This window comes from Halomonas sp. BM-2019, assembly GCF_017584085.1.
On record NZ_CP071922.1, the window covers coordinates 453,973 to 476,011 of the forward strand.

Genomic DNA, 22,039 nt, shown 5'->3' on the forward strand with positions numbered 1-22,039 from the left:
GATGCCCCTTTGACCTCGAGGGCCGCGCTCCCGAGACTTTCCGCAGACACCCAGCGCTTGCGGCCCCCGATGATGCCAGCCGACCAGCAGCTCGACCAGGAGCTTTACCAGGACCCGACCGGGGGCTATCGGCCCCTGGCCGTCGTGCTGCTCTCGCCCCTGGCCTTCGCGCTGGTCTTCGCCAGCTGGACCATCTTCGCGGTGCTGGGGGTGGAGCTCAAGGCGCTGCTCGGCTTCGGCGAGGGGCGCTTCGCGCTGCTGCTGGCCACGCCCATGGCCATCGGCGCCCTGGCCACCCTGCCCATGGCCCAGTTGGCCCAGCGCATCGGCGGGCGACGGGTGATGATCGCCTGCCTGCTGCTGATCTGCCCCTTCCTGTGGGGCCTCTCCCACTCCCGCGACTACTACCACTTCCTGCTGGCCGGCGCCGGCCTCGGCCTGGGCGCCGGGTCGCTTTCGGCGGGGCTGGTCTATGTGGCGGGGCTCTGCCCGCGGCGCCATGCCGGCCTGGCGCTGGGCCTCTACGGCGCCGGCATGGTGGGGGCCGGGCTCAGCTACCTGCTGCTGCCGCTGGTCAGCCAGGCCTACGGCTGGCGCGCCGCGCCACTGCTCTACCTGCTGCCGGTGCTGCTGGTGGCCGCGCTGCTGTGGCTGTTCGCCGACGACCGCGAGGAGGAGCCTGATGAGCCGGACGCGCTGCGGGATACGCCGCCTCGATCGCCGGCCGTCACGGCGCTGCTGCGCCGCCTGGCCTGCTGGGGGCTGTGGCGGCTGGCCCTGGTCTACAGTTTCTTCTATGGCGCCTTCGTGGCGCTGGCGCTGTGGCTGCCCGCCTACCTCAGCGCCCAATACCAGCTCCCGCTCAAGGAGGCGGCGCTCGCCGCACTGCCCTTCACCCTGACGGTGGGCATCGGCCAGGTGCTCGGTGGCGCCCTGGCGGATGTGCGCGACTTCCGCGCCCTGCGCTGGTGGCTCAGCGCCTTCGTGCTGGTCTGCCTCTTCCTGCTCTCCTACCCCCCCTTCGCCATGCAGATCGAGGGAGTGCGCGGCGTGATCGCGCTGCACTACGAGGCCCCGCTGTGGGGCTTCCTGCTGCTGCTCTCGGCCATGGGCCTGGCCATGGGGGTCGGCAAGGGCAGCCTGATGCGCCTGATCCACCGCGACCACCGCGACGAGATGCCCCTGGTGGGTGGCCTGGCCCTGACCCTGGGCGGGCTCTTCGCCGCCCTGCTGCCGCTCGCCTTCGCGCTGGGCAACCAGTGGGTCGGCATCCGCACCGCCGGCTTCATGTTCCTCTACGGCTCGCTGGTCGTCTGCATGCTGGTGATGGTCTGGGACCACGCGAGTGGCCGGGATCGTCAGGCCTGAACCCCGGGGTTATCCCCCCGGCTCGAGGGGCCTATCACCTTGGGGGTAGAGGGGCGGTATATGGAGGTAAACCCGCAGTAATCCGCCTCCCGATCGCCCAGAATCCCCCCAAGGTTCCTGCCTGGCGTGCGGTCCATCGCGCCACGCCGCACGGCAGGCCGGGTGGCCCAGGGCGGTCACACCCTCTTTCCAAGAAGCCTGGAGATCGACCATGAGTCACTTCATTGATCGGCTGAACTTCTTCCGCAAGACCCGCGAGCCCTTCGCCAACGAGCATGGCGAGACTCGCGAGGAGTCGCGCGGCTGGGAGAACAGCTATCGTCAGCGCTGGCAGCATGACAAGGTCGTGCGCTCTACCCATGGCGTGAACTGCACCGGTTCGTGCAGCTGGAAGATCTACGTCAAGAATGGCCTGGTCACCTGGGAGACCCAGCAGACCGACTACCCGCGCACCCGCCCGGACCTGCCCAACCACGAGCCGCGCGGCTGCCCGCGGGGTGCCAGCTACTCCTGGTACCTCTACAGCGCCAATCGCCTCAAGTACCCGCTGATCCGCAAGCCGCTGCTCAAGCTGTGGCGCGACGCCCTCAAGGAGAAGCAGGACCCGGTGGACGCCTGGGCCTCCATCGTCGAGGACCCGGCCAGGACCAAGCAGTACAAGCGCGCCCGCGGCATGGGCGGCTTCGTGCGGGCCAACTGGGAGGAGCTCAACGAGCTGATCGCCGCCTCCAACGTCTACACCGCCAAGCAGTACGGGCCGGACCGCATCATCGGCTTCTCGCCGATCCCCGCCATGTCCATGGTCAGCTACGCCGCGGGCAGCCGCTACCTGTCGCTGATCGGCGGCGTCTGCATGAGCTTCTACGACTGGTACTGCGACCTGCCGCCGGCCAGCCCCCAGACCTGGGGCGAGCAGACCGACGTGCCCGAGTCCGCCGACTGGTACAACTCCGGCTACATCATCGCCTGGGGCTCCAACGTGCCCCAGACCCGCACCCCGGATGCCCACTTCTTCACCGAGGTGCGCTACAAGGGCACCAAGACCGTCTCCATCACCCCGGACTACGCCGAGGTCTCCAAGCTCACCGACGAGTGGCTGTCGGTCAAGCAGGGCACCGACGCGGCCATCGCCATGGCCATGGGCCACGTGATCCTCAAGGAGTTCCACCTCGACAAGCCCAGCGCCTACTTCACCGACTACGTGCGCCGCTACTCCGACATGCCCTTCCTGGTGGAGTTGGAGAAGCGCGAGGACGGCAGCTACGTGCCGGGCAAGCAGATGCGCGCCAGCGACTTCGATGGCCGCCTGGGCCAGGACAACAACCCCGAGTGGAAGACCGGACGAGACCCGCGACCAGCTGGTGGTGCCGCGCGGCTCCATCGGCTTCCGCTGGGGCGAGGAGGGCAAGTGGAACCTCGAGCCCCGCGACGCCGCCGGTGACGAGATCAAGCCGCTGCTGACCCTGGCCGAGAAGCATGACGAGGTGGCCAAGGTTGCCTTCCCCTACTTCGGCGGCCTCAAGCACGAGCACTTCGACCACGTCGAGAGCGGCGGCGCCAGCGACGAGCTGCTGTTCCACAGCCTGCCCGCCAAGCGCCTCAAGAAGGCCGACGGCAGCGACGTGCTGGCGGTCACCGTCTTCGACCTGATGTGCGCCAACTACGGCATCGACCGCGGGTTTGGTAAAGAGGGTGAGGACGATGGCGCTACCTCCCTGGACGAGGTGAAGCCCTACACCCCCGCCTGGCAGGAGAAGATCACCGGCGTGCCTGCCGAGCAGGTCGCCCGCATCGCCCGGGAGTTCGCCGAGAACGCCGACAAGACCCAGGGCCGGTCCATGATCATCGTGGGTGCCGCGATGAACCACTGGTACCACATGGACATGAACTACCGCGGCCTGATCAACATGCTGGTCCTGTGCGGCTGTGTCGGCCAGAGCGGTGGCGGCTGGGCCCACTACGTCGGCCAGGAGAAGCTGCGCCCGCAGACCGGCTGGACCCCGCTGGCCTTCGGCCTCGACTGGAATCGTCCGCCGCGCCACATGAACTCCACCTCCTTCTTCTACAACCACTCCTCCCAGTGGCGCTACGAGAAGCTCGAGATCAAGGAGATCCTCTCGCCGCTGGCCGACCACAGCCGGTACACCGGCAGCCTGATCGACTTCAACGTGCGCTCCGAGCGCATGGGCTGGCTGCCCTCGGCGCCCCAGCTGGGTGCCAACCCGCTGCGCCTGGCCGAACCCGCCAAGGCCGCCGGCCTCTCCACCAAGGAGTACGCCGTCGAGCAGCTCAAGGCGGGCAAGCTGGCCTTCGCCGCCGAGGATCCGGACAACCCCCAGAACTTCCCGCGCAATCTCTTCGTGTGGCGCTCCAATCTGCTGGGCAGCTCGGGCAAGGGCCACGAGTACATGCTCAAGTACCTGCTGGGCACCCGCCACGGCATCCAGGGCAAGGACCTGGGCGACTTCGGCGGCCAGAAGCCGGAAGAGGTCAAGTGGCATGACGAGGCGCCGGAGGGCAAGCTCGACCTGGTGGTGACCCTGGACTTCCGCATGTCCTCCACCTGCCTCTACTCGGACATCGTGCTGCCCACGGCCACCTGGTACGAGAAGAACGATCTCAATACCTCGGACATGCACCCCTTCATCCACCCGCTGACCGCGGCCACCGACCCGGCGTGGGAGTCGCGCAGCGACTGGGATATCTACAAGGGGATCGCCAAGGCCTTCTCCAAGGCCTGCGAGGGGCACCTGGGCGAGGAGACCGACCTGGTCACCCTGCCGCACCAGCACGACTCCCCCGCCGAGCTGGCCCAGCCCGAAGTCCTGGACTGGAAGAAGGGCGAGTGCGAGCCGATCCCCGGCAAGACCATGCCGGCGCTGATCGAGATCAAGCGCGACTACCCGGCTACCTATGAGCGCTTCACCTCCGTGGGCCCGCTGCTCGAGAGCATCGGCAACGGCGGCAAGGGCATCAGCTGGAACACCGAGTCCGAGGTGGAGCTGCTCGGCAAGCTCAATTACCGCAAGGCCGACGGCCCGGCCAAGGGGCGCCCGCAGATCGAGACCGCCGTGGATGCCGCCGAGATGATCCTGGCGCTGGCCCCCGAGACCAACGGCCAGGTGGCGGTGAAGGCCTGGGAGGCGCTCTCCAGGATCACCGGGCGGGATCACACCCACCTGGCGCATCCCAAGGAGGAGGAGAAGATCCGCTTTCGCGACATCGTCGCTCAGCCGCGCAAGATCATCTCCAGCCCGACCTGGTCCGGCCTCGAGGACGAGCACGTCTCCTACAACGCCGGCTACACCAACGTCCACGAGATGATTCCGTGGCGCACCGTGAGCGGCCGCCAGCAGTTCTACCAGGATCACGCCTGGATGCGCGCCTTCGGCGAGAGCCTGCTCACCTACCGGCCGCCGATCAACACCAAGACCCTGGTGAGCTTCGAGCAGCCGGCCGACAACGGCTACAAGAGCAAGGCGCTGAACTTCATCACGCCGCACCAGAAGTGGGGCATTCACTCCACCTACTCAGACAACCTGCTGATGCTGACGCTCAACCGCGGCGGCCCGGTGGTGTGGCTCTCCGAGACCGACGCCGCCGAGGTGGGCATCGAGGACAACGACTGGGTCGAGCTCTACAACGCCAACGGCTCCATCGCCGCGCGAGCCGTCGTCAGCCAGCGGGTCAAGGCTGGGATGGTGATGATGTACCACGCCCAGGAGCGCCAGGTGAACGTGCCGGGCTCCGAGGTCTCCGGCACCCGCGGCGGGATGCACAACTCCGTGACCCGGGTCTGCCCGAAGCCGACCCACATGATCGGCGGCTACGCGCAGCTCTCCTATAGCTTCAACTACTACGGCACCGTCGGTTCCAACCGCGACGAGTTCGTCCTGGTTCGCAAGATGAAACACGTCGACTGGCTGGATGGCGAGGGCAATGACACCGTGCAGGAGGCCGTGAAATGAAGATTCGTTCCCAGGTAGGCATGGTCCTCAACCTCGACAAGTGCATCGGTTGCCACACCTGTTCGGTGACCTGCAAGAACGTCTGGACCAGCCGTGAGGGCGTCGAGTACGCCTGGTTCAACAACGTCGAGACCAAGCCCGGCATCGGCTATCCCAAGGAGTGGGAGAACCAGACCAAGTGGAAGGGCGGCTGGCTGCGCCGCAAGGACGGCAAGATCGAGCCGAAGATCGGTGGCAAGTGGCGGGTGCTGGCGAACATCTTCGCCAACCCCGACCTGCCGGAGATCGACGACTACTACGAGCCGTTCACCTTCGACTACGAGCACCTGCACACCGCCAAGATCGGTGAGCACCAGCCGGTCGCGCGCCCGCGTTCGCTGATCTCCGGCGAGCGCATGAAGAAGATCGAGTGGGGTCCCAACTGGGAGGAGATCCTCGGCACCGAGTTCGCCAAGCGTCGCAAGGACATGAACTTCGAGAAGGTGCAGGCCGATATCTACGGCCAGTTCGAGAACACCTTCATGATGTACCTGCCGCGCCTCTGCGAGCACTGCCTCAACCCCACCTGCGTGGCATCCTGCCCCTCCGGCGCCATCTACAAGCGCGAGGAGGACGGCATCGTCCTGATCGACCAGGACAAGTGCCGCGGCTGGCGGATGTGCATCTCCGGCTGCCCCTACAAGAAGATCTACTACAACTGGAAGACCGGGAAGTCCGAGAAGTGCATCTTCTGCTACCCGCGCATCGAGGTCGGGCAGCCGACCATCTGCTCCGAGACCTGCGTTGGCCGCATCCGCTACCTTGGCGTGCTGCTCTACGATGCCGACCGCATCGAGGAAGTGGCCAGCTCCCCGGACGAGCGCGACCTCTACCATCGCCAGTGCGAGATCTTCCTGGACCCCAACGACCCGGAGGTGATCGCCCAGGCGCGGAAGGACGGTGTGCCGGATAACGTCATTGCCGCCGCCCAGGCGTCGCCGGTCTACAAGATGGCCATGGAGTGGGGCCTGGCGCTGCCACTGCACCCGGAATACCGCACCCTGCCCATGGTCTGGTACGTACCACCGCTCTCGCCGATCCAGTCCGCCGCCGAGGCCGGCAAGATCGAGTTCGATGGCGTGATGCCGAAGATCGAGTCGCTGCGCATCCCGGTGCGCTATCTCGCCAACATGCTCACCGCCGGCGAGGAGGCCCCCGTGGTGCTGGCGCTCAAGCGCCTGATGGCCATGCGCCTCTACATGCGCGGCAAGCATGTGGACGGCAAGGCCAATGTCGAGGTCCTGGATGACGTCGAGCTGACCGAGGCCCAGGTGGAGGAGATGTATCGCTACCTGGCCATCGCCAACTACGAGGATCGCTTCGTGATCCCCACCAGCCACCGCGAGATGGCCACCGAGGCCTTCCCGGAGCGCGGCGGCTGCGGTTTCAGCTTTGGCGACGGCTGCCACGGCGAGAGCAAGCCGAGCCTGTTCAACGGCCGCACCCAGACCACCACCCTGGTCCAGCCGGTCGAATCCTATGACCCGAAAGCCGAGGAGGCCCGTCATGGCTGATGCCGCCCTCAAGATGGCCGAGCCGGCCGTCGGCATGCGCAGCCTGCGCGTGCTGGCCCGCCTGCTCGACTACCCCACCCAGGAACTCCAGGCCGCGGCCGGAGAGCTGATCGAGGTCATCGACCAGGAGCGCCGCCTGCCGGCGGCGCTGCGCACCGCCCTGATGGAGTGGTGCCAGCGCATCCATGACGGCGACCTGCTCGAGCTGCAGTCCGAGTACGTGGCCCGCTTCGACAAGGGGCGCGCCACCTCTCTGCTGCTCTTCGAGCACGTCCACGGCGAGTCTCGCGACCGCGGCCAGGCCATGGTCGACCTGATGGCGGAGTACCAGGCCGCAGGCTTCGAACTGGACGCCCGGGAGCTGCCCGACTACCTGCCGATCTTCCTGGAGTACCTCTCCACCCGCGACGAGGCCGAGATCGGCCGCTGGCTCGGCGAGATCCGCCATATCCTCGGGCTGCTCACCGCGCGCCTCGAGGAGCGCGGCGCCGACCACGGCCTGGTGCCCCGGGCGCTGCTGGCGCTGATCGGCGCCGAGGCCGAGGTGGACGCCCACCGCGAGGAGGTACGCGGTGAGGCCCGTGACGACACCCCCGAGGCGCTGGACGCGGTCTGGGAAGAGGAGGCGGTGCGTTTCTCCGCCGAGTCCGACCAGGACTGCGCCCTGCAGTCCGCCGAGGGCCGCCGCCTGGCCGAGCGCAAGCAGGGCGTGCAGAGCGAGGCCGTTCGCATTCTCTCACCCGAGGCGCTGCCTCCGGTGACGGGTCGTTAACAGGAGAATCACCATGTCCGCATTCGGCACCTATCTCGACCACTTGATCTACGGCTACTACCCGTACCTGGTCGGCACCGTATTCCTGGTCGGCAGCCTGCTGCGCTATGACCACGGGCAGTTCACCTGGAAGGCCGGCTCCAGCCAGATGCTCTCGTCGAAGAACATGCGCCTGGCCAGCAACCTCTTCCATATCGGCATCATCGTGATCTTCTTCGGCCACCTGTTCGGCATGCTGACGCCGCAATGGGTCTACTCCCCCTTCCTGCATGCCGGCACCAAGCAGCTGCTGGCCATCGTGGTGGGCGGCATCGCCGGGGCCATGTGCCTGGTGGGTGGGGCCATGCTGCTGCATCGCCGCATCACCAACCCGCGGGTGCGGGCTTCCTCCAGCACCATGGACACCCTCATCCTTGGTCTGATCGTCTTCCAGGCCTTCCTGGGCATGGTCACCATCATCTTCTCGCTGGGCCACATGGACGGCGAGATGATGGTCACCCTTTCCAGCTGGGCCCAGGCCATCGTCTTCTTCGGCGGCGGCGCGGCGCAGTATATGGACGGCGTGTCCTGGATCTACAAGCTGCATATCTTCCTGGGGCTGACCATCATCCTGCTGTTCCCCTTCTCGCGCCTGGTGCACGTGTGGAGCATTCCGCTCGGCTATATCACCCGTCGCTACCAGATCGTACGCAAGCGGGGCTGAGCGCTCGAGCCGAAGGGTTGTGGCAGGGGCGCCGGGGGCAGGCCGAAGAGGAGGTCCTATGCCAGGGATGGCATCGGTAGCGCCCAGGGATGGGTTCACAGCGCCTCCTCGTCGGTCCGGCGCTCCGGGGCCTGCCGCCGGATCAGCCCCGCTCGCCGGCGTTGGGTCCATGAATTGAGCTGTAAGGATTTATCACCATGCAGAAGATCGATATTGAAATGATCCCGGGGGGCGCAAGCCCCCCTCCCATCAAGGTGGGTGCAGTCACCATCGAGGAGGCCGACATCGCCCAGGAGATGCAGTACCACCCGGCGGACTCCGCGGGTGGCGCCCAGCTCAAGGCGGCCCGGGCGCTGGTGGTGCGCGAGTTGCTGCGCCAGCGCGCCGCCGAGCTTGGCCTGGCCGAGGTATCGGGCGAGGCGCTGGAGGAGGGCGACGCCGCCATCGCCGCCCTGTTGGAGCAGGAGCTCGATATTCCCGTGCCCTCCGAGGCGGACTGCCGCCGCTTCCACGCCGCCCACGTCGAGCGCTTCAGCGAGCCGACACGCCTGAGGGTGCGCCATATCCTGCTCCCCGCGGCACCGGACGACGCCGAGGCCCGGGATGCCGGCTACCGCCAGGGCGAGAAGCTGCTCAAGGAACTCGCGACCGCTCCCGAGCGCTTCACCGAGTTCACCATGCGCCACTCCGCCTGCCCCTCCAAGGAGCAGGGCGGCGAGCTGGGCTGGCTGGCGCCGGGGCAGACCGTCGCCGAGCTGGACCGCGCCCTGCACCACCTTCCCGAGGGGCTGCACGACCGCCCCCTGGCTTCCCGCTACGGCTGGCACCTGGTCACCATCGACGAACGCCTCGAGGGCCGCGAGCTGCCCTTCGAGGCGGTGGCCGAGCGCGTCCGCCACAGCCTGCGCGAGCAGTCCACCCGCCGCGCCCTGCGCCACTACCTGCTGGTGCTGGAGTCGGAGATCGGCGTCGAGGGGGTTGCCCTGGATGATGACGCCGCCGGCAGCCTGATGCAGTAGAAATGCCTGCGCGGGCGAATCGCTGTGTTGCAAGGCGCTGGAGCACCAGCCTGGTCGAATCCTCACCTAGACCACTAGGCTCCGGTTGCTGCGCGCCTTGCGCCTTGCGCTTCATCCCGCTCGGCGATTTCTACACCTTGCTGATATTTCATATGCATGCCGCCGCCCGCGTGGCGGGCGGCGAGGAGACCCCCATGGCCCACGTTCACGCCCATACCCCCTTCGCGCCCCTCGGCATCGCCGTGCTGACCGTCTCCGACACCCGCGGCTTCGACGAGGACGGCAGCGGCGATCTGCTCGCCGAGCGACTCACCGAGGCCGGCCACGCCCTGGTGGAGCGGCGTATCGTGCCGGATGACATCTATCGCGTCCGTGCGGTGGTTTCCAAGTGGGTGGTGCGTGACGATATCCAGGTGGTCCTGGTCAACGGCGGGACCGGCTTCACCCGGCGAGACACCACGCCGGAGGCCCTGATGCCACTGTTCGACAAGGCCATCGACGGCTATGGCGAACTGTTCCGTCACCTGTCGCTCGAGAGCATCGGCACCTCCACCGTCCAGTCACGGGCCGTGGGCGGAGTGATCGATCGCACCTTGGTGTTCGCCATGCCCGGCTCGCCCAAGGCCTGCGCCACCGCCTGGGACGGCATCCTCGCGGCCCAGCTCGACGCCCGTACCCGGCCCTGCAACTTCGTGGCCATGGTGCTGCCCGAGGCGGCTCGCCGCTGCGCGAGCCGCCAGCCACGCAGGGAGGGTGCCTCGGCCGACTCCCCGGCTCCTCGCAAGGAGGCCGAATCATGAGCGGCTGCGGATGTGCCGAGGTGGTCACTCCGGGCCTGCTCGATCTCTTCGATGCTCGCAGACGAATGATCGAGGCGGCACGCCCCGTTGATGGCATAGAGACGGCCGCCCTGGGTGAGGCCTATCGTCGGGTGCTGGCCGAGGATGTCCTCGCGACCCTCGACATGCCCGGGGTCGACAACAGCGCCATGGACGGCTATGCCCTGCGCCGGGCCGAGCTGGGTCCGGAAGGCCTGCCGGTGGTGCAACGTATCCCCGCCGGGGCCGGCGTGCTGCAGCTTCCCGAAGGGGGCTGCGCACGGATCTTCACCGGCGCACCGGTGCCCCTGGGCGCCGATACGGTGGTGCCCCAGGAGCGGGTGACCCTGGATGATCAGGGGCGGATGCAGGTCGCGGGTGAGCTCGCGGAGGGGGCCAATATTCGCCGCCGCGGCGAGGAGACCCGCGCCGGCGCGCTGCTGCTGCCCGCCGGCGCGCCCCTGGACACGGCGGCCATCGCCTTGCTCGCCAGCCACGGCATCGGCGAGGTGGCGGTGATACGCCGGCTGAAGGTCGCGCTGCTCTCCACCGGCGACGAGCTGATCGAGCCCGGTGCCATTCGGGCGCCCGGCCAGGTCTACGACAGCAACCGGGCCATGCTCAAGGCGCTGCTGGCCCAGGCCGGCGGCGAAGTGCTCGATCTGGGCGTGGTGGCGGACGCTCCTCTTGACCTGCATCAGGCCTTTGCCCGGGCTCGCGACGAGGCCGATCTGGTAGTCTGTACGGGCGGCGTGTCGGTGGGGGAGGAGGACCATGTGCGGCCGGTCATCGAGTGGCTGGGCGGCATCGCCTTCCACGGCGTGGCCATGAAGCCCGGGAAGCCCTTCGCGCTGGGCTTCCTGGGCGAGTCGCTGGCGACGGGCACGCCGCTGATCGCCCTGCCGGGCAACCCCGTGGCCTCGCTGGTGGGCTGGCAGCTGTTGGCGCTGCCCTTCGTGCAGGTCCGCCAGGGGCGCGAGGCGGCGCCGCTGCAGCAGTTTCCGGTGGTGGCCGGCTTCGCGCGGCGCGGCCCCCGGGGGCGGCGTGAACTGCTGCGGGTGGTGCTCGACTGGAGCTCGGGGACGCCGGTGGCGCGCCTGGCCGGCGGCCAGGGCTCCCATATGCTCGGCGCGGCGAGCCAGGCCCATGGCTACCTGGTGATCGATGCCAACAATAACGTGGAGGAAGGCCATGCCTACGGATACTGCCCCGCCGCCCAGTTCCTCGACTGAGCTGCTCTTCAAGCCGAAGCAGCTGCGCGATCTGGTGCGCGGCGTGCCCTGGCTCGCCGCCCTCTCCGATGAGGAGGTGGAGGCACTCCTGGACAAGACCGAGCTGCGTACCCTGAAGTCGCGCGAGTGGCTGTTCCGTCAGGACACCCCGGCCGAGTGGCTGCATATCGTGATCAGCGGCACCGTGCGCCTGGTGCGCAGCGCCGGCGACGGGCGTATGGCCACCATCCGCTGCGTGGAGCGCGGCGGCACCCTGGGCGAGCTGAGCATGGTCTCCCGGGAGGGGGTCTACCTCTACTCCTCCGAGGCCCTGCGGCGCACCCACGTGCTGTCGATTCCCGCGGCGCGCTGTCGAGAGATCCTGGATCACCAGCCTGAATGCCGGGCCGAGTTCATGAGCCGCCTGGCGCTGGAGCTCACCGATCGTCTCGAGGACCTGGCGCTGCTGACCCAAGGCGATGCCATGTCGCGGCTGGTCAGCTATGTGCTGCGCCAGCTGCCGTCGGGCCGCACCAAGGCCCCGCGGGTGATCCGGCTGACCATCCCCAAGCGCTGGCTGGCCGCCCAGCTGGCCATGACCCCGGAGACCCTGTCGCGGCTGCTGGCCAAGCTGCGCGACAGCGGCGCCATCAATATCGATCGCCAGCGGCTCACCGTGCTCGATGAGCAGAAGCTGCGCGACTTCATGATGGCCGACGACTGAGGTCCACCCCGACGTCGGGAACCCACTGGAAGAGAGAGGCAGCATGTCCCGAGCCACCAGCAAGCCCCGAACCCTGGTCTACTCCTGCTCCGGCTGCTCCGATGTGGCCCAGCTGGCCAACGACGTGGCGCTGCGCCTCGACCACGGCGGCGTGGCGGAGATGTCCTGCATCGCCGGCGTCGGCGGCGGGGTGCCGGGCCTGGTCCGCACGGCGCGCTCCGGCCGGCCCATCGTGGCCATCGACGGCTGCCAGATGCACTGCGCCAGCCACTGCCTGGCCCGGGCCGGGGTCACCCCCACCGAGCACGTCAAGCTCTACGAGCGCGGCCTGCGCAAGCGGCGCGGTCGGTTCTTCGACGAGGCGACGGTGGCCGAGGTGGCCGGCGAGGTGGGCGAACTGATCGCCCGGCTGCCCATGGGCGCCGCTTCCGGGGCGGCCGGCGTCGGGAGCCGCCCATGAGCGCCCTCGTCGACGGCTTCGGCCGCACCGTCCGCTACCTGCGCCTCTCGGTCACCGATCGCTGCGACTTCCGCTGCGTCTACTGCATGGCCGAGGAGATGACCTTCCTGCCCCGCGCCCAGGTGCTCACCCTGGAGGAGATGGCCACCCTGTGCCGCGCCTTCGTCGAGCTCGGCGTGGAGAAGATCCGCCTCACCGGCGGCGAGCCGCTGGTCAAGCGCGGCATCGAGACCCTGGTGGCCGAGGTGGGCGCCCAGCCGGGACTCGCCGACTTCGCCATGACCACCAACGGCGCGGGCCTGGTCAGGCACGCCCGGGCCCTGCGCGCGGGGGGGCTCAAGCGCCTCAACGTCAGCCTCGACACCCTGGACCCGGCGCGCTTCCGCGCCCTGACCCGCACCGGTGACCTGGCGAAGGTGATCGCCGGCATCCGCGCCGCCCGGGAGGCCGGCTTCGCGCGCATCAAGCTCAACGCCGTGATCCTCAAGGGGCGCAACGACGATGAGGTGCTCGACCTGGTCGAGTTCGCCCGCCGGGAGCGGGTGGACATCAGCTTTATCGAGGAGATGCCGCTGGGCCAGGCGATCGGCCACGACCGCGCCACCACCTTCTGCTCCAGTGACGAGGTGCGCGGGATCATCGAGTCCCGCCACCCCCTGATGCCCACCACCGAGACGACGCTGGGCCCCTCGCGCTACTTTCGCATGGCGGATTCCGACAGCCGCATCGGCTTTATCTCCCCCCACAGCCACAACTTCTGTGACGCCTGCAACCGCGTGCGCGTCACCGCCGAGGGGCGCCTGCTGCTGTGCCTGGGCAACGAGCACTCGGTGGACCTGCGCGCCGTGCTGCGCCGCCATCCCGGCGACACCGAGCGCCTCAAGGCGGCCATCGTCGCCGCCATGACGAAGAAGCCGGAGCGCCACCACTTCTCCACCGACGGCGAGGTGCAGGTGGTGCGCTTCATGAACATGACGGGGGGCTAGCCGGAGGCGCGACGGGGTGCGACTGGACTACAGAGGGCCGCTGCCCCTGGCCGAGATCGCCAGGCGCTGCGGCATCACCTCCCGTCAGCTACAGCGGCTCTTCGCCGAGCACCTCGCCAGCACGCCCCGGGGCTGGTACCTCGGCCTGCGCCTGGAGCACGCCCACCAGCTGCTCACCGAGACCGATCTCGACGTGCTGGCGGTGGCGCTGGCCTGCGGCTTCGCCTCGTCTTCCAGCTTCTCCCGCGCCTTCCGGGCGCGCTACGGCCAGGCGCCGCGAGAAGTGCTCTAGGCCGGCTTATGGCTCGGTGATGCGCCGTTGCCGCCGGGCGTCGAGGGACTTGCGGAACAGCGCGAGCAGCACGCCGGCGGTCATCACCAGGATCACCCCGCTCAGCGGCAGGGCGGCGGCGATCAGCGCGGTCTGCAGGGCGGTGAGGCCTCCGGCCACCAGCAGCACCGCGGCGACCAGGCCGATCACCACGCCCCAGAAGACCCGGAAGCCGCCGGGGGCTCGTTGTCGCCCAGCGACAGGATGGTGGTCAGCACCAGGGTGCCGGAGTCCGAGGAGGTCACGAACCAGCTCATCAGCAGGAACACCATCATCGCCGAGAGCAGCCAGCCGAAGGCGCCGGTGCCAACGATGCCGTCGGCGGTGGCGGGCGACCCGGTTCTCCTGGGGGGGAGCGTGGCGTCAGCGCCGAATGGCGATGGTGCGCCCGGCGAGTTCCGGCCAGGCATCTGTCTCGGCGTGGGGCAGGGCGGCGAGCGCCTCGGCCACCGGCGCCGGGAAGGCGTCGGGCCGGCCGCTCTGCTGGTTCATGCCCATCAGCATCTGCTCGCTGGTGGCCAGCAGGTTGCCCTCCTCGTCATGCAGTGCGAAGAAGACATGCAGGCGCTTGGCGTCCCGGTCCAGCAGGGTCAGGTCGACCGCAAGCGGCTGCCCCTCATGGGCCTCGCGGCGGTAGCAGAGGTGGGTCTCCAGGGTGTAGAGCGTGTAGCCGTGGCGGGTGCGACCCGCGGCGTCGAGGCCGATATGGTCCATCAGCGCCTCCACCGCCAGGGAGAAGACCCGGGCGTACTCGGCGTCATTCATATGGCCGTTGTAGTCGACCCACTCCGGGGCGACGCGGGTGTTCAGGATCTTCATCAGATTCGCCCCTCCAGGCCTTCGGCCTCGGGCCAGTAGTGCTGGACCAGAGCGAGCAGCTCCACCAGGAAGGCGTCACGGCGGCGGTCGAGCTCGGCCACCGAGCGACCCGCGGCCTGGTGCTCGCACCCCTCGATCACGCGATCGATCAGCTCCTCGGTCAGCTCGGGAGCCTCCAGCTTCGTCCAGGGCAGCTTCAGCGCCGGGCCGAACTGCTCGAGCATGTGGCGCATACCCGGCTCGCCGCCGGCCAGGTGGAAGGTGAGGAAGGTGCCCCTCAGCGACCAGCGCAGGCCGCCGGCGGTGATGTTCATCACGATATCCACCTCCGCCTCGCGCACGCGGGCCATCACCTCGCGGAAGTGCTCGAGCGAATGGCTGACGGCGCCGGTCTCGGGGTCGCGCACGTGGATATGCGCCACGCTGGCCCCGGCCCGGGCGGCGACGATGCAGTCGTCGGCGATCTGCTTGGGCGTCACGGGCACATGGGGGCTCTTGGCAGTGGTGTCACCGGCACCGGTGACGGCGCAGGTGAGGATCACATTGCGGTTCATGATCGGCTCCTGGGGGACGGATGGCTGATGTCAGGAGCAGTGTGACGGCGGCGAGGGGGAAGGACTTTACCTCAGGCGACGATCAAGCCACCTCATGCGACGTTATCGGCGTGAATCGGAAAAGCGCCTCTCCATGCCGCATTTCAAGCATAACTGGCTGTATTTATTTGGTATTTCGTCTATCAATGCGGGCATTTGCACTAGTCATTGGTCGCGCCACGCGAGCCTGGCCATAGTCAGTTTCACCAGCAGTAACCTGCATGACATGGCAAGCGAGGGGCGACAGCAACCGGCAAGAAGGGCCGGAACCGCCCGGGCTGGTAAGGCGATACCCTGGAACAACGAGGAGATAACAAGATGCAACTGCCGTCACTGATCGAGATCCCCAACGGTGAGAAGGTCGTCCCGACATTTTCGGATGCCGAGATGCAGGGACGCCTGGCGCGCCTGCGGGACTACATGGCGAAGAATGACGTGGATGCGGTGGTGCTGACCTCCTACCACAACATCAACTACTTCAGCGACTTCGTTTACTGCAAGTTCGGTCGCGACTACGGCCTGGTGGTCACCCAGGATCGCTTCACCACCGTGACCGCCAACATCGACGGCGGCCAGCCCTACCGCCGCAATCGCCTGGGCGACAACATCGTCTACACCGACTGGCAGAAGGACAACTTCTTCAAGGCGGTCAAGCAGCTCTGCGAAGGCAAGCGTCGCGTCGGCGTCGAGTTCGACCACCTGACCCTTCAGAACCAGCAGAAGTTGCTGGCCGCCCTGGGTGACGTGGAACTGGTCGATGCCGGCGTGCCCACCATGAAGATGCGCATGATCAAGTCCGCCGAGGAGATCGCGCTGATTCGCCAGGGGGCGCGCGTCGCCGACGTGGGCGGCGTGGCCGTGCGCGATGCCATCTACGCCGGGGTGCCGGAGTATGAAGTATCGCTGGCCGGTCAGGCCGCCATGGTGCGCGAGATCGCCAAGACCTATCCCAACAGCGAGCTGATGGACACCTGGGTCTGGTTCCAGTCCGGCATCAACACCGACGGCGCCCACAACCCGGTGACCAGCCGTCGCGTGCAGCCGGGCGATATCCTCAGCCTCAACACCTTCCCGATGATCTCGGGCTATTACACCGCCCTGGAGCGCACCCTGTTCCTCGGCCACGCCTCCGACGAGCACCTGCGCCTGTGGGAGGTGAACTGCGAGGTCCACCGCCGTGGCCAGGAGCTGATCAAGCCCGGCGCGCGCTGCTGCGACATCGCCCACGAGCTCAACGAGATCTTCGCCAAGCACGACCTGCTGCAGTACCGCACCTTCGGCTACGGCCACTCCTTCGGCACCCTGAGCCACTACTATGGCCGCGAGGCGGGCCTCGAACTGCGCGAGGACATCGATACCGTGCTCGAGCCCAACATGGTGGTCTCCATGGAGCCGATGATCATGGTGCCGGAAGGGCGCCCGGGGGCCGGCGGCTACCGCGAGCACGATATCCTGGTGGTCAACGAGCATGGAGCCGAGAACATCACCGGGTTCCCGTACGGCCCGGAGCATAATATCATCAAGTAAATGATTGAATATAAAGGGGAGCTGGGCTCCCCTTTTTTGACGGTACGATGCTTGGGGAGGGTGAGATGAACACTGTCAGCATTGAGAAGATGGACTGGGTCACCTACAGGGAGTTAACCGAGAAAGGAAACCGCAAGATCATACTGCCGGTCGGCGCCATCGAGCAGCATGGCCCCCATATGTCGCTCAATCCGGATGTGCTGATTCCCAGCTACATTGGCGAAAAGGTGGCGGAAAAAGCCGGCAACATGCTGGTGGCACCGGCAATCACCTATGGCTACAAGTCCCAGGTCAAGTCGGGCGGGGGAAACTTCTTCCCGGGTACCACCTGCGTGTCGGGGAGCTCCCTGGAAAACTACGTCTTCGATGTGCTCCGGGCCTATGTGAATCACGGCAATCGTGAATTCATCCTGATCAACGGCCACTTCGAGAACTCCATGAGCCTGTGTGAGGCGGCGGACAAGCTGGTCAACCAGTGCCGGGCGGAGGGAATCACGGTCAAGGTCTACCTGCTCTCCTACTGGGATTTCATCAGCGAGGAAACGATCGCCAAGGTCTTCCCGGACGGCTTCACCGGCTGGGCCGTCGAGCACGGCGGGGTACTCGAAACCTCGATCATGCTGAAGATCCATCCGGAACTGGTGGACATGTCCAAGGCGGTGGATGTGGCGCCGGCGACCTTCCCGCCCTACGACGTGTTCCCCGCCGACCCTTCGTGGGTGGCGCCTTCTGGAACGCTCTCATCGCCCTTGAAGGCAACGGCAGAGAAGGGGGAGCTGATCCTCGATGAGTGTATCTCGGGGATTGTCCACCACCTGGGCTGAGGACTCGCTGTTTCGCCCCCCCCCCGGGGAGGTCGACCCACCCCGGAAGCCGTTGGCCTGATTACAACAACAGAGAGGTAGAGCAAAGTGCCGAGCCATCATGATTCCGACAAGCAGAATGAGCCGATGGAGCCCGTTGTGATTCCCAGGTTCACGGGCCGGGACCTTCCACCGATTGGTAGGCTGGTCATCCAGTTCACGCCGCCGCTGGCGATCTTTGCCCTGATTGTCATGGTGCTGAACCGGCCAGAAAGCGTCGCTGAAACCATCTACAACATGCGAACGTTCGTTACCAGCGGCTTTACCTGGCTTTTCATCCTGTACTCACTGTTTGCCGTGGCGGTATGTGCCTGGCTGGTGTTCAGCAAGATCGGCAAACAAGTGCGCCTGGGCGGGCCCAGCGCGAAGCCGGAGTACAGCAACTTCGCCTGGTACTCGATGCTGTTTGCCTGCGGGCAGGGGATCGGACTGATCTTCTGGTCCGTGGCTCAGCCGATCATGCTGAGGGATGAGAGTCCGGTGGTTCAGACGCTGGGCGACAACGTGGCGGGAAATGGCCTTGTCTGGGCCTATTTCCATTGGGGCTTCACCGCCTGGGCCATGTACTGTGTCGTGGCCGTCTGCCTGGCCTATTCTCATCATAACCTCGGCAAAAGCCTGACGTTTCGTGAGGCGACGGTGGACATCCTGCCGCACTGGGCCCGCGGTGGCGCCGGTGTGGTGGTGGAGCTGCTGGCGATCATGGCCACCATCCTGGGGCTCTCGACCTCGTTCGGCTTCGCGGCAATGCAGTTCTCGTCGGGGCTCTCCTCCTTCACCGGCGTGGCATCCGGGCCTGGCCTGTGGCTGTTTGTCATCGTGGGCCTGGGTACGGCGGCGGCAATTTCGGCGTTCTTCGGCATCAGCAGGGGGATGCGCATGATCAGCGAGACGAACTCGGTGCTGAGTATCGTCCTGGTGGTCGCCGCCTTCATCTTCGGGCCCACGCTGTTCATTATTTCCAATATCACCGAGAGCTTTGGCGCCTTCTTCATGAACTTCATCGCCATGAGCTTCTGGACCGATGCGCCCAGTACGGCAGCCCCGCTGAATTCCTGGCAGGAGAGCTGGAACGGGTGGTGGACCGTCTTCATCTGGTGCTGGGTCATTGCCTTCTCCCCCTTCGTCGCGGGTTTTATCGCCCGGATCTCCCGTGGCAGGACGCTGCGTGAGTTCGTCATCGGCGTCACCGTGATTCCCTCACTGATCGTCATGGTGTGGATCGGCGTTCTCGGATCGGCGGCCATCTACTACGATAACCTGACCGATCGGGGAATATCGGCGGCCGTGAGTGACAATGTGGCCAGCGGGCTCTTCGTGATGCTGGACGCCGTGCCGGTGGTGGGCAGCCTGCTGTTGGTCGTGGCGACGATCCTGGTGGCCACCTACTATGTCACCTCGCTGGATGCCGGCACCTATGCCCTGGCCGACTTTGTCTCGGCTCCGAAGCGTGCGGGCGCCAGGTTCCGCGTGGTCCTGGTCATCAGCATTGCCACGGTGGCCAGTATACTGCTGACCCTGGGCGGCACGGCGGTGGTCGATACCGTTCAGACCGGCACCATTATCGGCGCCTTCCCCTTCTCCATCGTTATCCTGCTCATGATCATCAACATGATTCGGCGGCTCCTGAACCGTAACCGGGAGATCAGGGCGCTGGAGAAGATGGTCAACGACCCTGATCCGAGGATGACGGTGAGAGTCAACGATGAAGGTGAGGTGCTGGCAAACGACGATGGCGATCTCGCGCCAGGAGGTGCCGTGCCGCGCTAGGCGAAGGACAATGGCTGGCCTCTATCCTGGCCGCGCGAACAGGGAACCAGGCCAGTAAGCAGAGCGACTCGAGAGGGGTCTGGCAGCCACACCTTGGTTGCCAGGCCTTTCTCGCCAAGGCGGCAGGGGAAGCCCAGCCGCGGTCGCGGCTTACATGTTGGCGATGCCGGAGCGCAGAAAATCGAGGACATGGCGCGACGCGACGTTCAACTCATTTTCCTTGTAATACAATCCGATACATACCCTTTCCAGGCTAGGAAGCATATCCGTACTGCCGGTATGCTTGAGGTGGTCCGGGATAACCGAGCTGGCCATTGCGGTAATGCCCAGCCCCTCTTCGACGGCGGAGAAGATACCGAGCAGGCTGGTGCTCGTATAGGTAAAGCGGTACGGGTGCTGTTGTTTCTGGAGGGCTTCTTCCATGATGGAGCGATAGACGCAACCCTGAGGATAGGCGATCAGCGGAATGGGCTCATCATGACGATGAATCAGCCGCGTCTCCTTGTAGACCCATTCCAGGTTTTCCAGGCGGTAATCGCGCGAATCCCTCTCTTCGCTGTTCTTGGCACGCTCCATGGCCAGGGCAATGTCGTAATGCCCCTTCTGATAGCGTTGCAGGATGACCTTGCTGATCTCGCAATCGACCTCGATGATGATGTTCGGGTAGACCTTGGCAAGATTTCTCAGCGCCTTGGGCAGAAAGGCGAGCTCGAAGTCGTTGGGTATGCCCAGGCGCACCTTCCCCGAAACGTTGTCCCCCCTGATCTTGGCGATGATCTGATCATTGATTTCCAGGATCTGCCTGGCGGCCGTGTAGAGGTATTCACCATCCTCGGTGAGCTCCAGGCTGGACCCCCTGAGAAAAATCTTGGTGTCCAGGATTTCCTCCAACTTCTTGATCTGAAGGCTGATGGCCGGCTGCGAGCGGCCAAGCAGTTCGCCGGCGCTGGTGAAGCCGCCCAGATCCTTGATGGTGACGAAGGTTCTCAGCAGATCTGTCGGAATGTTTGTCATGATTATGCCATTTTGAACTTTTATGAGGCCATTGTGCTTACCAAACAGCGCGCAAAGCATCGCCCAATCGGGCGGTGATATAAGCGCGCACCGCGCAGCGGTGCCACGTTGAGATGGCCAATAATCCCTGATAAATTTCCAGTATGACAAAGCGCGCCTATAAAGAGCGGTTCTACCCCACCCCCGAGCAGGCTGAGCTATTGGCGCAGTCGTTCGGATGTGCGCGTTTTGTCTGGAACAATACGTTGGCTTACCGCACCAAGGCGTATCAGACGCACGGGCAGTCGATATCGCACTCAGCGGCGGAAAAGCGGCTGGTCGCCCTCAAGGCCGAGTATCCCTGTTTGAAGGACGTATCCAGCGTGATTCTGCAGCAAGCGCTGCGGGATCAGCAAGCCGCCTTCGATAACTTCTTCAACCCCCAGCTCAAGGCGCGCTATCCGCGCTTCAAGCGCAAGGACGGGCGCCAATCCATCCGACTGACCAAAGCGGCTTTTCGCTATCGAGATGGCGAGATCACCATTGCCAAGACACAGGCACCGTTGCCGATCCGCTGGAGCCGACCACTGCCCTGTGCGCCCTCCAGTATCACCCTCTCGCAAGACCGTGCGGGGCGCTACTTCATCAGCTGCCTGTGTGAGTTCACGCCGGACGTGCTGCCGGTGACACCGACGATGACGGGGATCGATCTGGGCCTGACCGACCTGTTCATCACCAGCGAGGGCATGAAGATGAAGTCGGGCAATCCGCGCCACCTCAAACGCTATGAAGCGAAGCTGGCGTACCGGCAACGCCGGTTGGCGAAAAAGCAGCAAGGCTCGCGCAACCGAAACAAGCTGCGCCAGAAGGTGGCGCGACTGCATGCCAAGATCGCGGATTGTCGCCGCGACGCTATCCATAAAGCGACCCGCACGCTCGTCAACGAAAACCAAGTGCTGTGTGTCGAGACGCTCAACATCACCGGCATGATCAAGAACCGTTCCCTGGCCAAGGCCATCAGCGATGCGGGGTGGGGCGAATTTCTTCGTCAACTCAGCTACAAGGCAGAATGGGCCGGGCGACACCTGGTGAAAGTGAGCCAGTGGCTGCCGAGCAGCAAGATGTGCCACGGCTGTGGGCACAAGGTCGAGAAGCTGCCGCTCTCGCAGCGCCGCTGGCACTGTGAAAGCTGCGGTCACGCCATCGACCGCGACATCAACGCAGCCAGGAATATCCGAACCGCCGGGCTGGCGGGGTTAGCCTGTGGAGCGACTGGAGCGGGGGCAGCGGCCTAGCCGCTGCCTAGTGAAGGCGTGTCGAAGCAGGAAGGTTCTGGGGGTGACCTTAGAACCCTCGCCCAACGCGCGAAGCGCGGCGGGCGGGGAGTGTCAGCTGCTACATGTTGGTTCATGCCGGTGCTACCTACCTGCGGAGGGAACTGAAGAGAAAATCCGACAATGACTCGATGAGGAAATGATCATGGATGCCTACAAGCTGTTCAACTGGGGCCTCCGGATCCTGAGCTTCGGCCTGCTGATCTATCTGGGCTTCCTCTTGTCCA

The 22,039-nt window shown here is 66.0% G+C and carries 20 protein-coding genes and 1 pseudogene; 16 read left to right on the plus strand and 5 right to left on the minus strand.

Going from position 1 to position 22,039, the window contains the following annotated elements:
- Positions 1-69 precede the first annotated feature (69 nt).
- The 12 genes and pseudogenes from J5F18_RS02320 to J5F18_RS02375 all read left to right on the plus strand — a co-directional run bounded on the left by J5F18_RS02320 (position 70) and on the right by J5F18_RS02375 (position 13,874).
- Entirely contained in the window at positions 70-1,368 is a 1,299-nt protein-coding gene (locus J5F18_RS02320; protein WP_346300745.1) for an MFS transporter, read from the plus strand.
- 211 nt (positions 1,369-1,579) lie between these two features.
- Positions 1,580-5,336, plus strand: a pseudogene (locus tag J5F18_RS02325) (nitrate reductase subunit alpha).
- Positions 5,333-6,889 carry a nitrate reductase subunit beta gene (gene narH, locus J5F18_RS02330; RefSeq protein WP_346300746.1) on the plus strand — a complete coding sequence of 519 codons (1,557 nt, stop codon included), beginning with the start codon at positions 5,333-5,335 and terminating at the stop codon, positions 6,887-6,889. Before J5F18_RS02325 ends, narH begins: the two are co-directional and overlap by 4 nt.
- Complete coding sequence (narJ, locus tag J5F18_RS02335) at positions 6,882-7,661, plus strand: nitrate reductase molybdenum cofactor assembly chaperone (RefSeq protein WP_346300747.1); 780 nt, start codon at positions 6,882-6,884, stop codon at positions 7,659-7,661. Before narH ends, narJ begins: the two co-directional genes overlap by 8 nt.
- 13 nt (positions 7,662-7,674) lie before the next feature.
- Positions 7,675-8,364, plus strand: a complete 690-nt coding sequence (gene narI / locus J5F18_RS02340) for a respiratory nitrate reductase subunit gamma (protein ID WP_346300748.1) — start codon at positions 7,675-7,677, stop codon at positions 8,362-8,364.
- A gap of 197 nt (positions 8,365-8,561) precedes the next feature.
- Positions 8,562-9,383: a peptidylprolyl isomerase gene (locus J5F18_RS02345; protein ID WP_346300749.1), complete on the plus strand. Its 822-nt coding sequence runs from the start codon at positions 8,562-8,564 to the stop codon at positions 9,381-9,383.
- A gap of 194 nt (positions 9,384-9,577) precedes the next feature.
- Positions 9,578-10,183 carry a molybdenum cofactor biosynthesis protein B gene (gene moaB, locus J5F18_RS02350; RefSeq protein WP_346300750.1) on the plus strand — a complete coding sequence of 202 codons (606 nt, stop codon included), beginning with the start codon at positions 9,578-9,580 and terminating at the stop codon, positions 10,181-10,183.
- Positions 10,180-11,433: a gephyrin-like molybdotransferase Glp gene (glp, locus tag J5F18_RS02355; RefSeq protein ID WP_346300751.1), complete on the plus strand. Its 1,254-nt coding sequence runs from the start codon at positions 10,180-10,182 to the stop codon at positions 11,431-11,433. Before moaB ends, glp begins: the two co-directional genes overlap by 4 nt.
- Positions 11,393-12,136: a Crp/Fnr family transcriptional regulator gene (locus J5F18_RS02360; protein WP_346300752.1), complete on the plus strand. Its 744-nt coding sequence runs from the start codon at positions 11,393-11,395 to the stop codon at positions 12,134-12,136. Before glp ends, J5F18_RS02360 begins: the two co-directional genes overlap by 41 nt.
- Before the next feature lie 43 nt (positions 12,137-12,179).
- Positions 12,180-12,596 (plus strand): putative zinc-binding protein, encoded by a 417-nt coding sequence (locus J5F18_RS02365; protein ID WP_346300753.1) that lies wholly within the window; start codon positions 12,180-12,182, stop codon positions 12,594-12,596.
- Positions 12,593-13,582: a GTP 3',8-cyclase MoaA gene (moaA, locus tag J5F18_RS02370; RefSeq protein WP_346300754.1), complete on the plus strand. Its 990-nt coding sequence runs from the start codon at positions 12,593-12,595 to the stop codon at positions 13,580-13,582. Before J5F18_RS02365 ends, moaA begins: the two co-directional genes overlap by 4 nt.
- Before the next feature lie 16 nt (positions 13,583-13,598).
- Positions 13,599-13,874 (plus strand): helix-turn-helix domain-containing protein, encoded by a 276-nt coding sequence (locus J5F18_RS02375; RefSeq protein ID WP_346300755.1) that lies wholly within the window; start codon positions 13,599-13,601, stop codon positions 13,872-13,874.
- A gap of 6 nt (positions 13,875-13,880) precedes the next feature.
- Here J5F18_RS02375 and J5F18_RS02380 read toward each other — a convergent pair whose 3' ends face one another.
- From J5F18_RS02380 to J5F18_RS02395, 4 genes are all read right to left on the minus strand, one after another.
- Positions 13,881-14,066 carry a BCCT family transporter gene (locus J5F18_RS02380; RefSeq protein ID WP_346300756.1) on the minus strand — a complete coding sequence of 62 codons (186 nt, stop codon included), beginning with the start codon at positions 14,064-14,066 and terminating at the stop codon, positions 13,881-13,883.
- On the minus strand, positions 14,060-14,188 hold the full coding sequence (locus tag J5F18_RS02385) for a hypothetical protein (protein ID WP_346300757.1): 129 nt from the start codon (positions 14,186-14,188) through the stop codon (positions 14,060-14,062). Before J5F18_RS02385 ends, J5F18_RS02380 begins: the two co-directional genes overlap by 7 nt.
- 88 nt (positions 14,189-14,276) lie before the next feature.
- Positions 14,277-14,732 carry a thioesterase family protein gene (locus J5F18_RS02390; RefSeq protein WP_346300758.1) on the minus strand — a complete coding sequence of 152 codons (456 nt, stop codon included), beginning with the start codon at positions 14,730-14,732 and terminating at the stop codon, positions 14,277-14,279.
- Complete coding sequence (locus J5F18_RS02395) at positions 14,732-15,286, minus strand: 3-keto-5-aminohexanoate cleavage protein (protein ID WP_346300759.1); 555 nt, start codon at positions 15,284-15,286, stop codon at positions 14,732-14,734. The genes J5F18_RS02390 and J5F18_RS02395 overlap by 1 nt, the downstream gene beginning before the upstream one ends.
- A 357-nt stretch (positions 15,287-15,643) precedes the next feature.
- Here J5F18_RS02395 and J5F18_RS02400 point away from each other — a divergent pair, with 357 nt between their 5' ends.
- The 3 genes from J5F18_RS02400 (at position 15,644) to J5F18_RS02410 (ending at position 19,485) form a co-directional block, all read left to right on the plus strand.
- Positions 15,644-16,852 carry a M24 family metallopeptidase gene (locus J5F18_RS02400; RefSeq protein WP_346300760.1) on the plus strand — a complete coding sequence of 403 codons (1,209 nt, stop codon included), beginning with the start codon at positions 15,644-15,646 and terminating at the stop codon, positions 16,850-16,852.
- 65 nt (positions 16,853-16,917) lie between these two features.
- Positions 16,918-17,676, plus strand: a complete 759-nt coding sequence (locus tag J5F18_RS02405; RefSeq protein WP_346300761.1) for a creatininase — start codon at positions 16,918-16,920, stop codon at positions 17,674-17,676.
- 87 nt (positions 17,677-17,763) lie between these two features.
- Positions 17,764-19,485 (plus strand): BCCT family transporter, encoded by a 1,722-nt coding sequence (locus tag J5F18_RS02410; RefSeq protein WP_346300762.1) that lies wholly within the window; start codon positions 17,764-17,766, stop codon positions 19,483-19,485.
- Positions 19,486-19,635: 150 nt separating this feature from the next.
- Here the strand turns inward: J5F18_RS02410 and J5F18_RS02415 are convergent, their stop codons facing one another.
- Positions 19,636-20,499, minus strand: a complete 864-nt coding sequence (locus J5F18_RS02415; protein ID WP_346300763.1) for a LysR family transcriptional regulator — start codon at positions 20,497-20,499, stop codon at positions 19,636-19,638.
- Positions 20,500-20,642: 143 nt separating this feature from the next.
- Here J5F18_RS02415 and J5F18_RS02420 point away from each other — a divergent pair, with 143 nt between their 5' ends.
- On the plus strand, positions 20,643-21,773 hold the full coding sequence (locus tag J5F18_RS02420) for a transposase (RefSeq protein ID WP_346300764.1): 1,131 nt from the start codon (positions 20,643-20,645) through the stop codon (positions 21,771-21,773).
- Positions 21,774-22,039 lie beyond the last annotated feature (266 nt).

Excerpts from the sequence above, each read along its gene's own strand:
- J5F18_RS02320 (WP_346300745.1), top strand. The coding sequence starts at position 70 with ATGATGCCAGCCGACCAGCAGCTCGACCAGGAGCTTTACCAGGACCCG.
- narH (WP_346300746.1), top strand. The coding sequence starts at position 5,333 with ATGAAGATTCGTTCCCAGGTAGGCATGGTCCTCAACCTCGACAAGTGC.
- narJ (WP_346300747.1), top strand. The coding sequence starts at position 6,882 with ATGGCTGATGCCGCCCTCAAGATGGCCGAGCCGGCCGTCGGCATGCGC.
- narI (WP_346300748.1), top strand. The coding sequence starts at position 7,675 with ATGTCCGCATTCGGCACCTATCTCGACCACTTGATCTACGGCTACTAC.
- J5F18_RS02345 (WP_346300749.1), top strand. The coding sequence starts at position 8,562 with ATGCAGAAGATCGATATTGAAATGATCCCGGGGGGCGCAAGCCCCCCT.
- moaB (WP_346300750.1), top strand. The coding sequence starts at position 9,578 with ATGGCCCACGTTCACGCCCATACCCCCTTCGCGCCCCTCGGCATCGCC.
- glp (WP_346300751.1), top strand. The coding sequence starts at position 10,180 with ATGAGCGGCTGCGGATGTGCCGAGGTGGTCACTCCGGGCCTGCTCGAT.
- J5F18_RS02360 (WP_346300752.1), top strand. The coding sequence starts at position 11,393 with ATGCCTACGGATACTGCCCCGCCGCCCAGTTCCTCGACTGAGCTGCTC.
- J5F18_RS02365 (WP_346300753.1), top strand. The coding sequence starts at position 12,180 with ATGTCCCGAGCCACCAGCAAGCCCCGAACCCTGGTCTACTCCTGCTCC.
- moaA (WP_346300754.1), top strand. The coding sequence starts at position 12,593 with ATGAGCGCCCTCGTCGACGGCTTCGGCCGCACCGTCCGCTACCTGCGC.
- J5F18_RS02385 (WP_346300757.1), bottom strand. The coding sequence starts at position 14,188 with ATGATGGTGTTCCTGCTGATGAGCTGGTTCGTGACCTCCTCGGACTCC.
- J5F18_RS02390 (WP_346300758.1), bottom strand. The coding sequence starts at position 14,732 with ATGAAGATCCTGAACACCCGCGTCGCCCCGGAGTGGGTCGACTACAAC.
- J5F18_RS02395 (WP_346300759.1), bottom strand. The coding sequence starts at position 15,286 with ATGAACCGCAATGTGATCCTCACCTGCGCCGTCACCGGTGCCGGTGAC.
- J5F18_RS02400 (WP_346300760.1), top strand. The coding sequence starts at position 15,644 with ATGCAACTGCCGTCACTGATCGAGATCCCCAACGGTGAGAAGGTCGTC.
- J5F18_RS02405 (WP_346300761.1), top strand. The coding sequence starts at position 16,918 with ATGAACACTGTCAGCATTGAGAAGATGGACTGGGTCACCTACAGGGAG.
- J5F18_RS02415 (WP_346300763.1), bottom strand. The coding sequence starts at position 20,499 with ATGACAAACATTCCGACAGATCTGCTGAGAACCTTCGTCACCATCAAG.
- J5F18_RS02420 (WP_346300764.1), top strand. The coding sequence starts at position 20,643 with ATGACAAAGCGCGCCTATAAAGAGCGGTTCTACCCCACCCCCGAGCAG.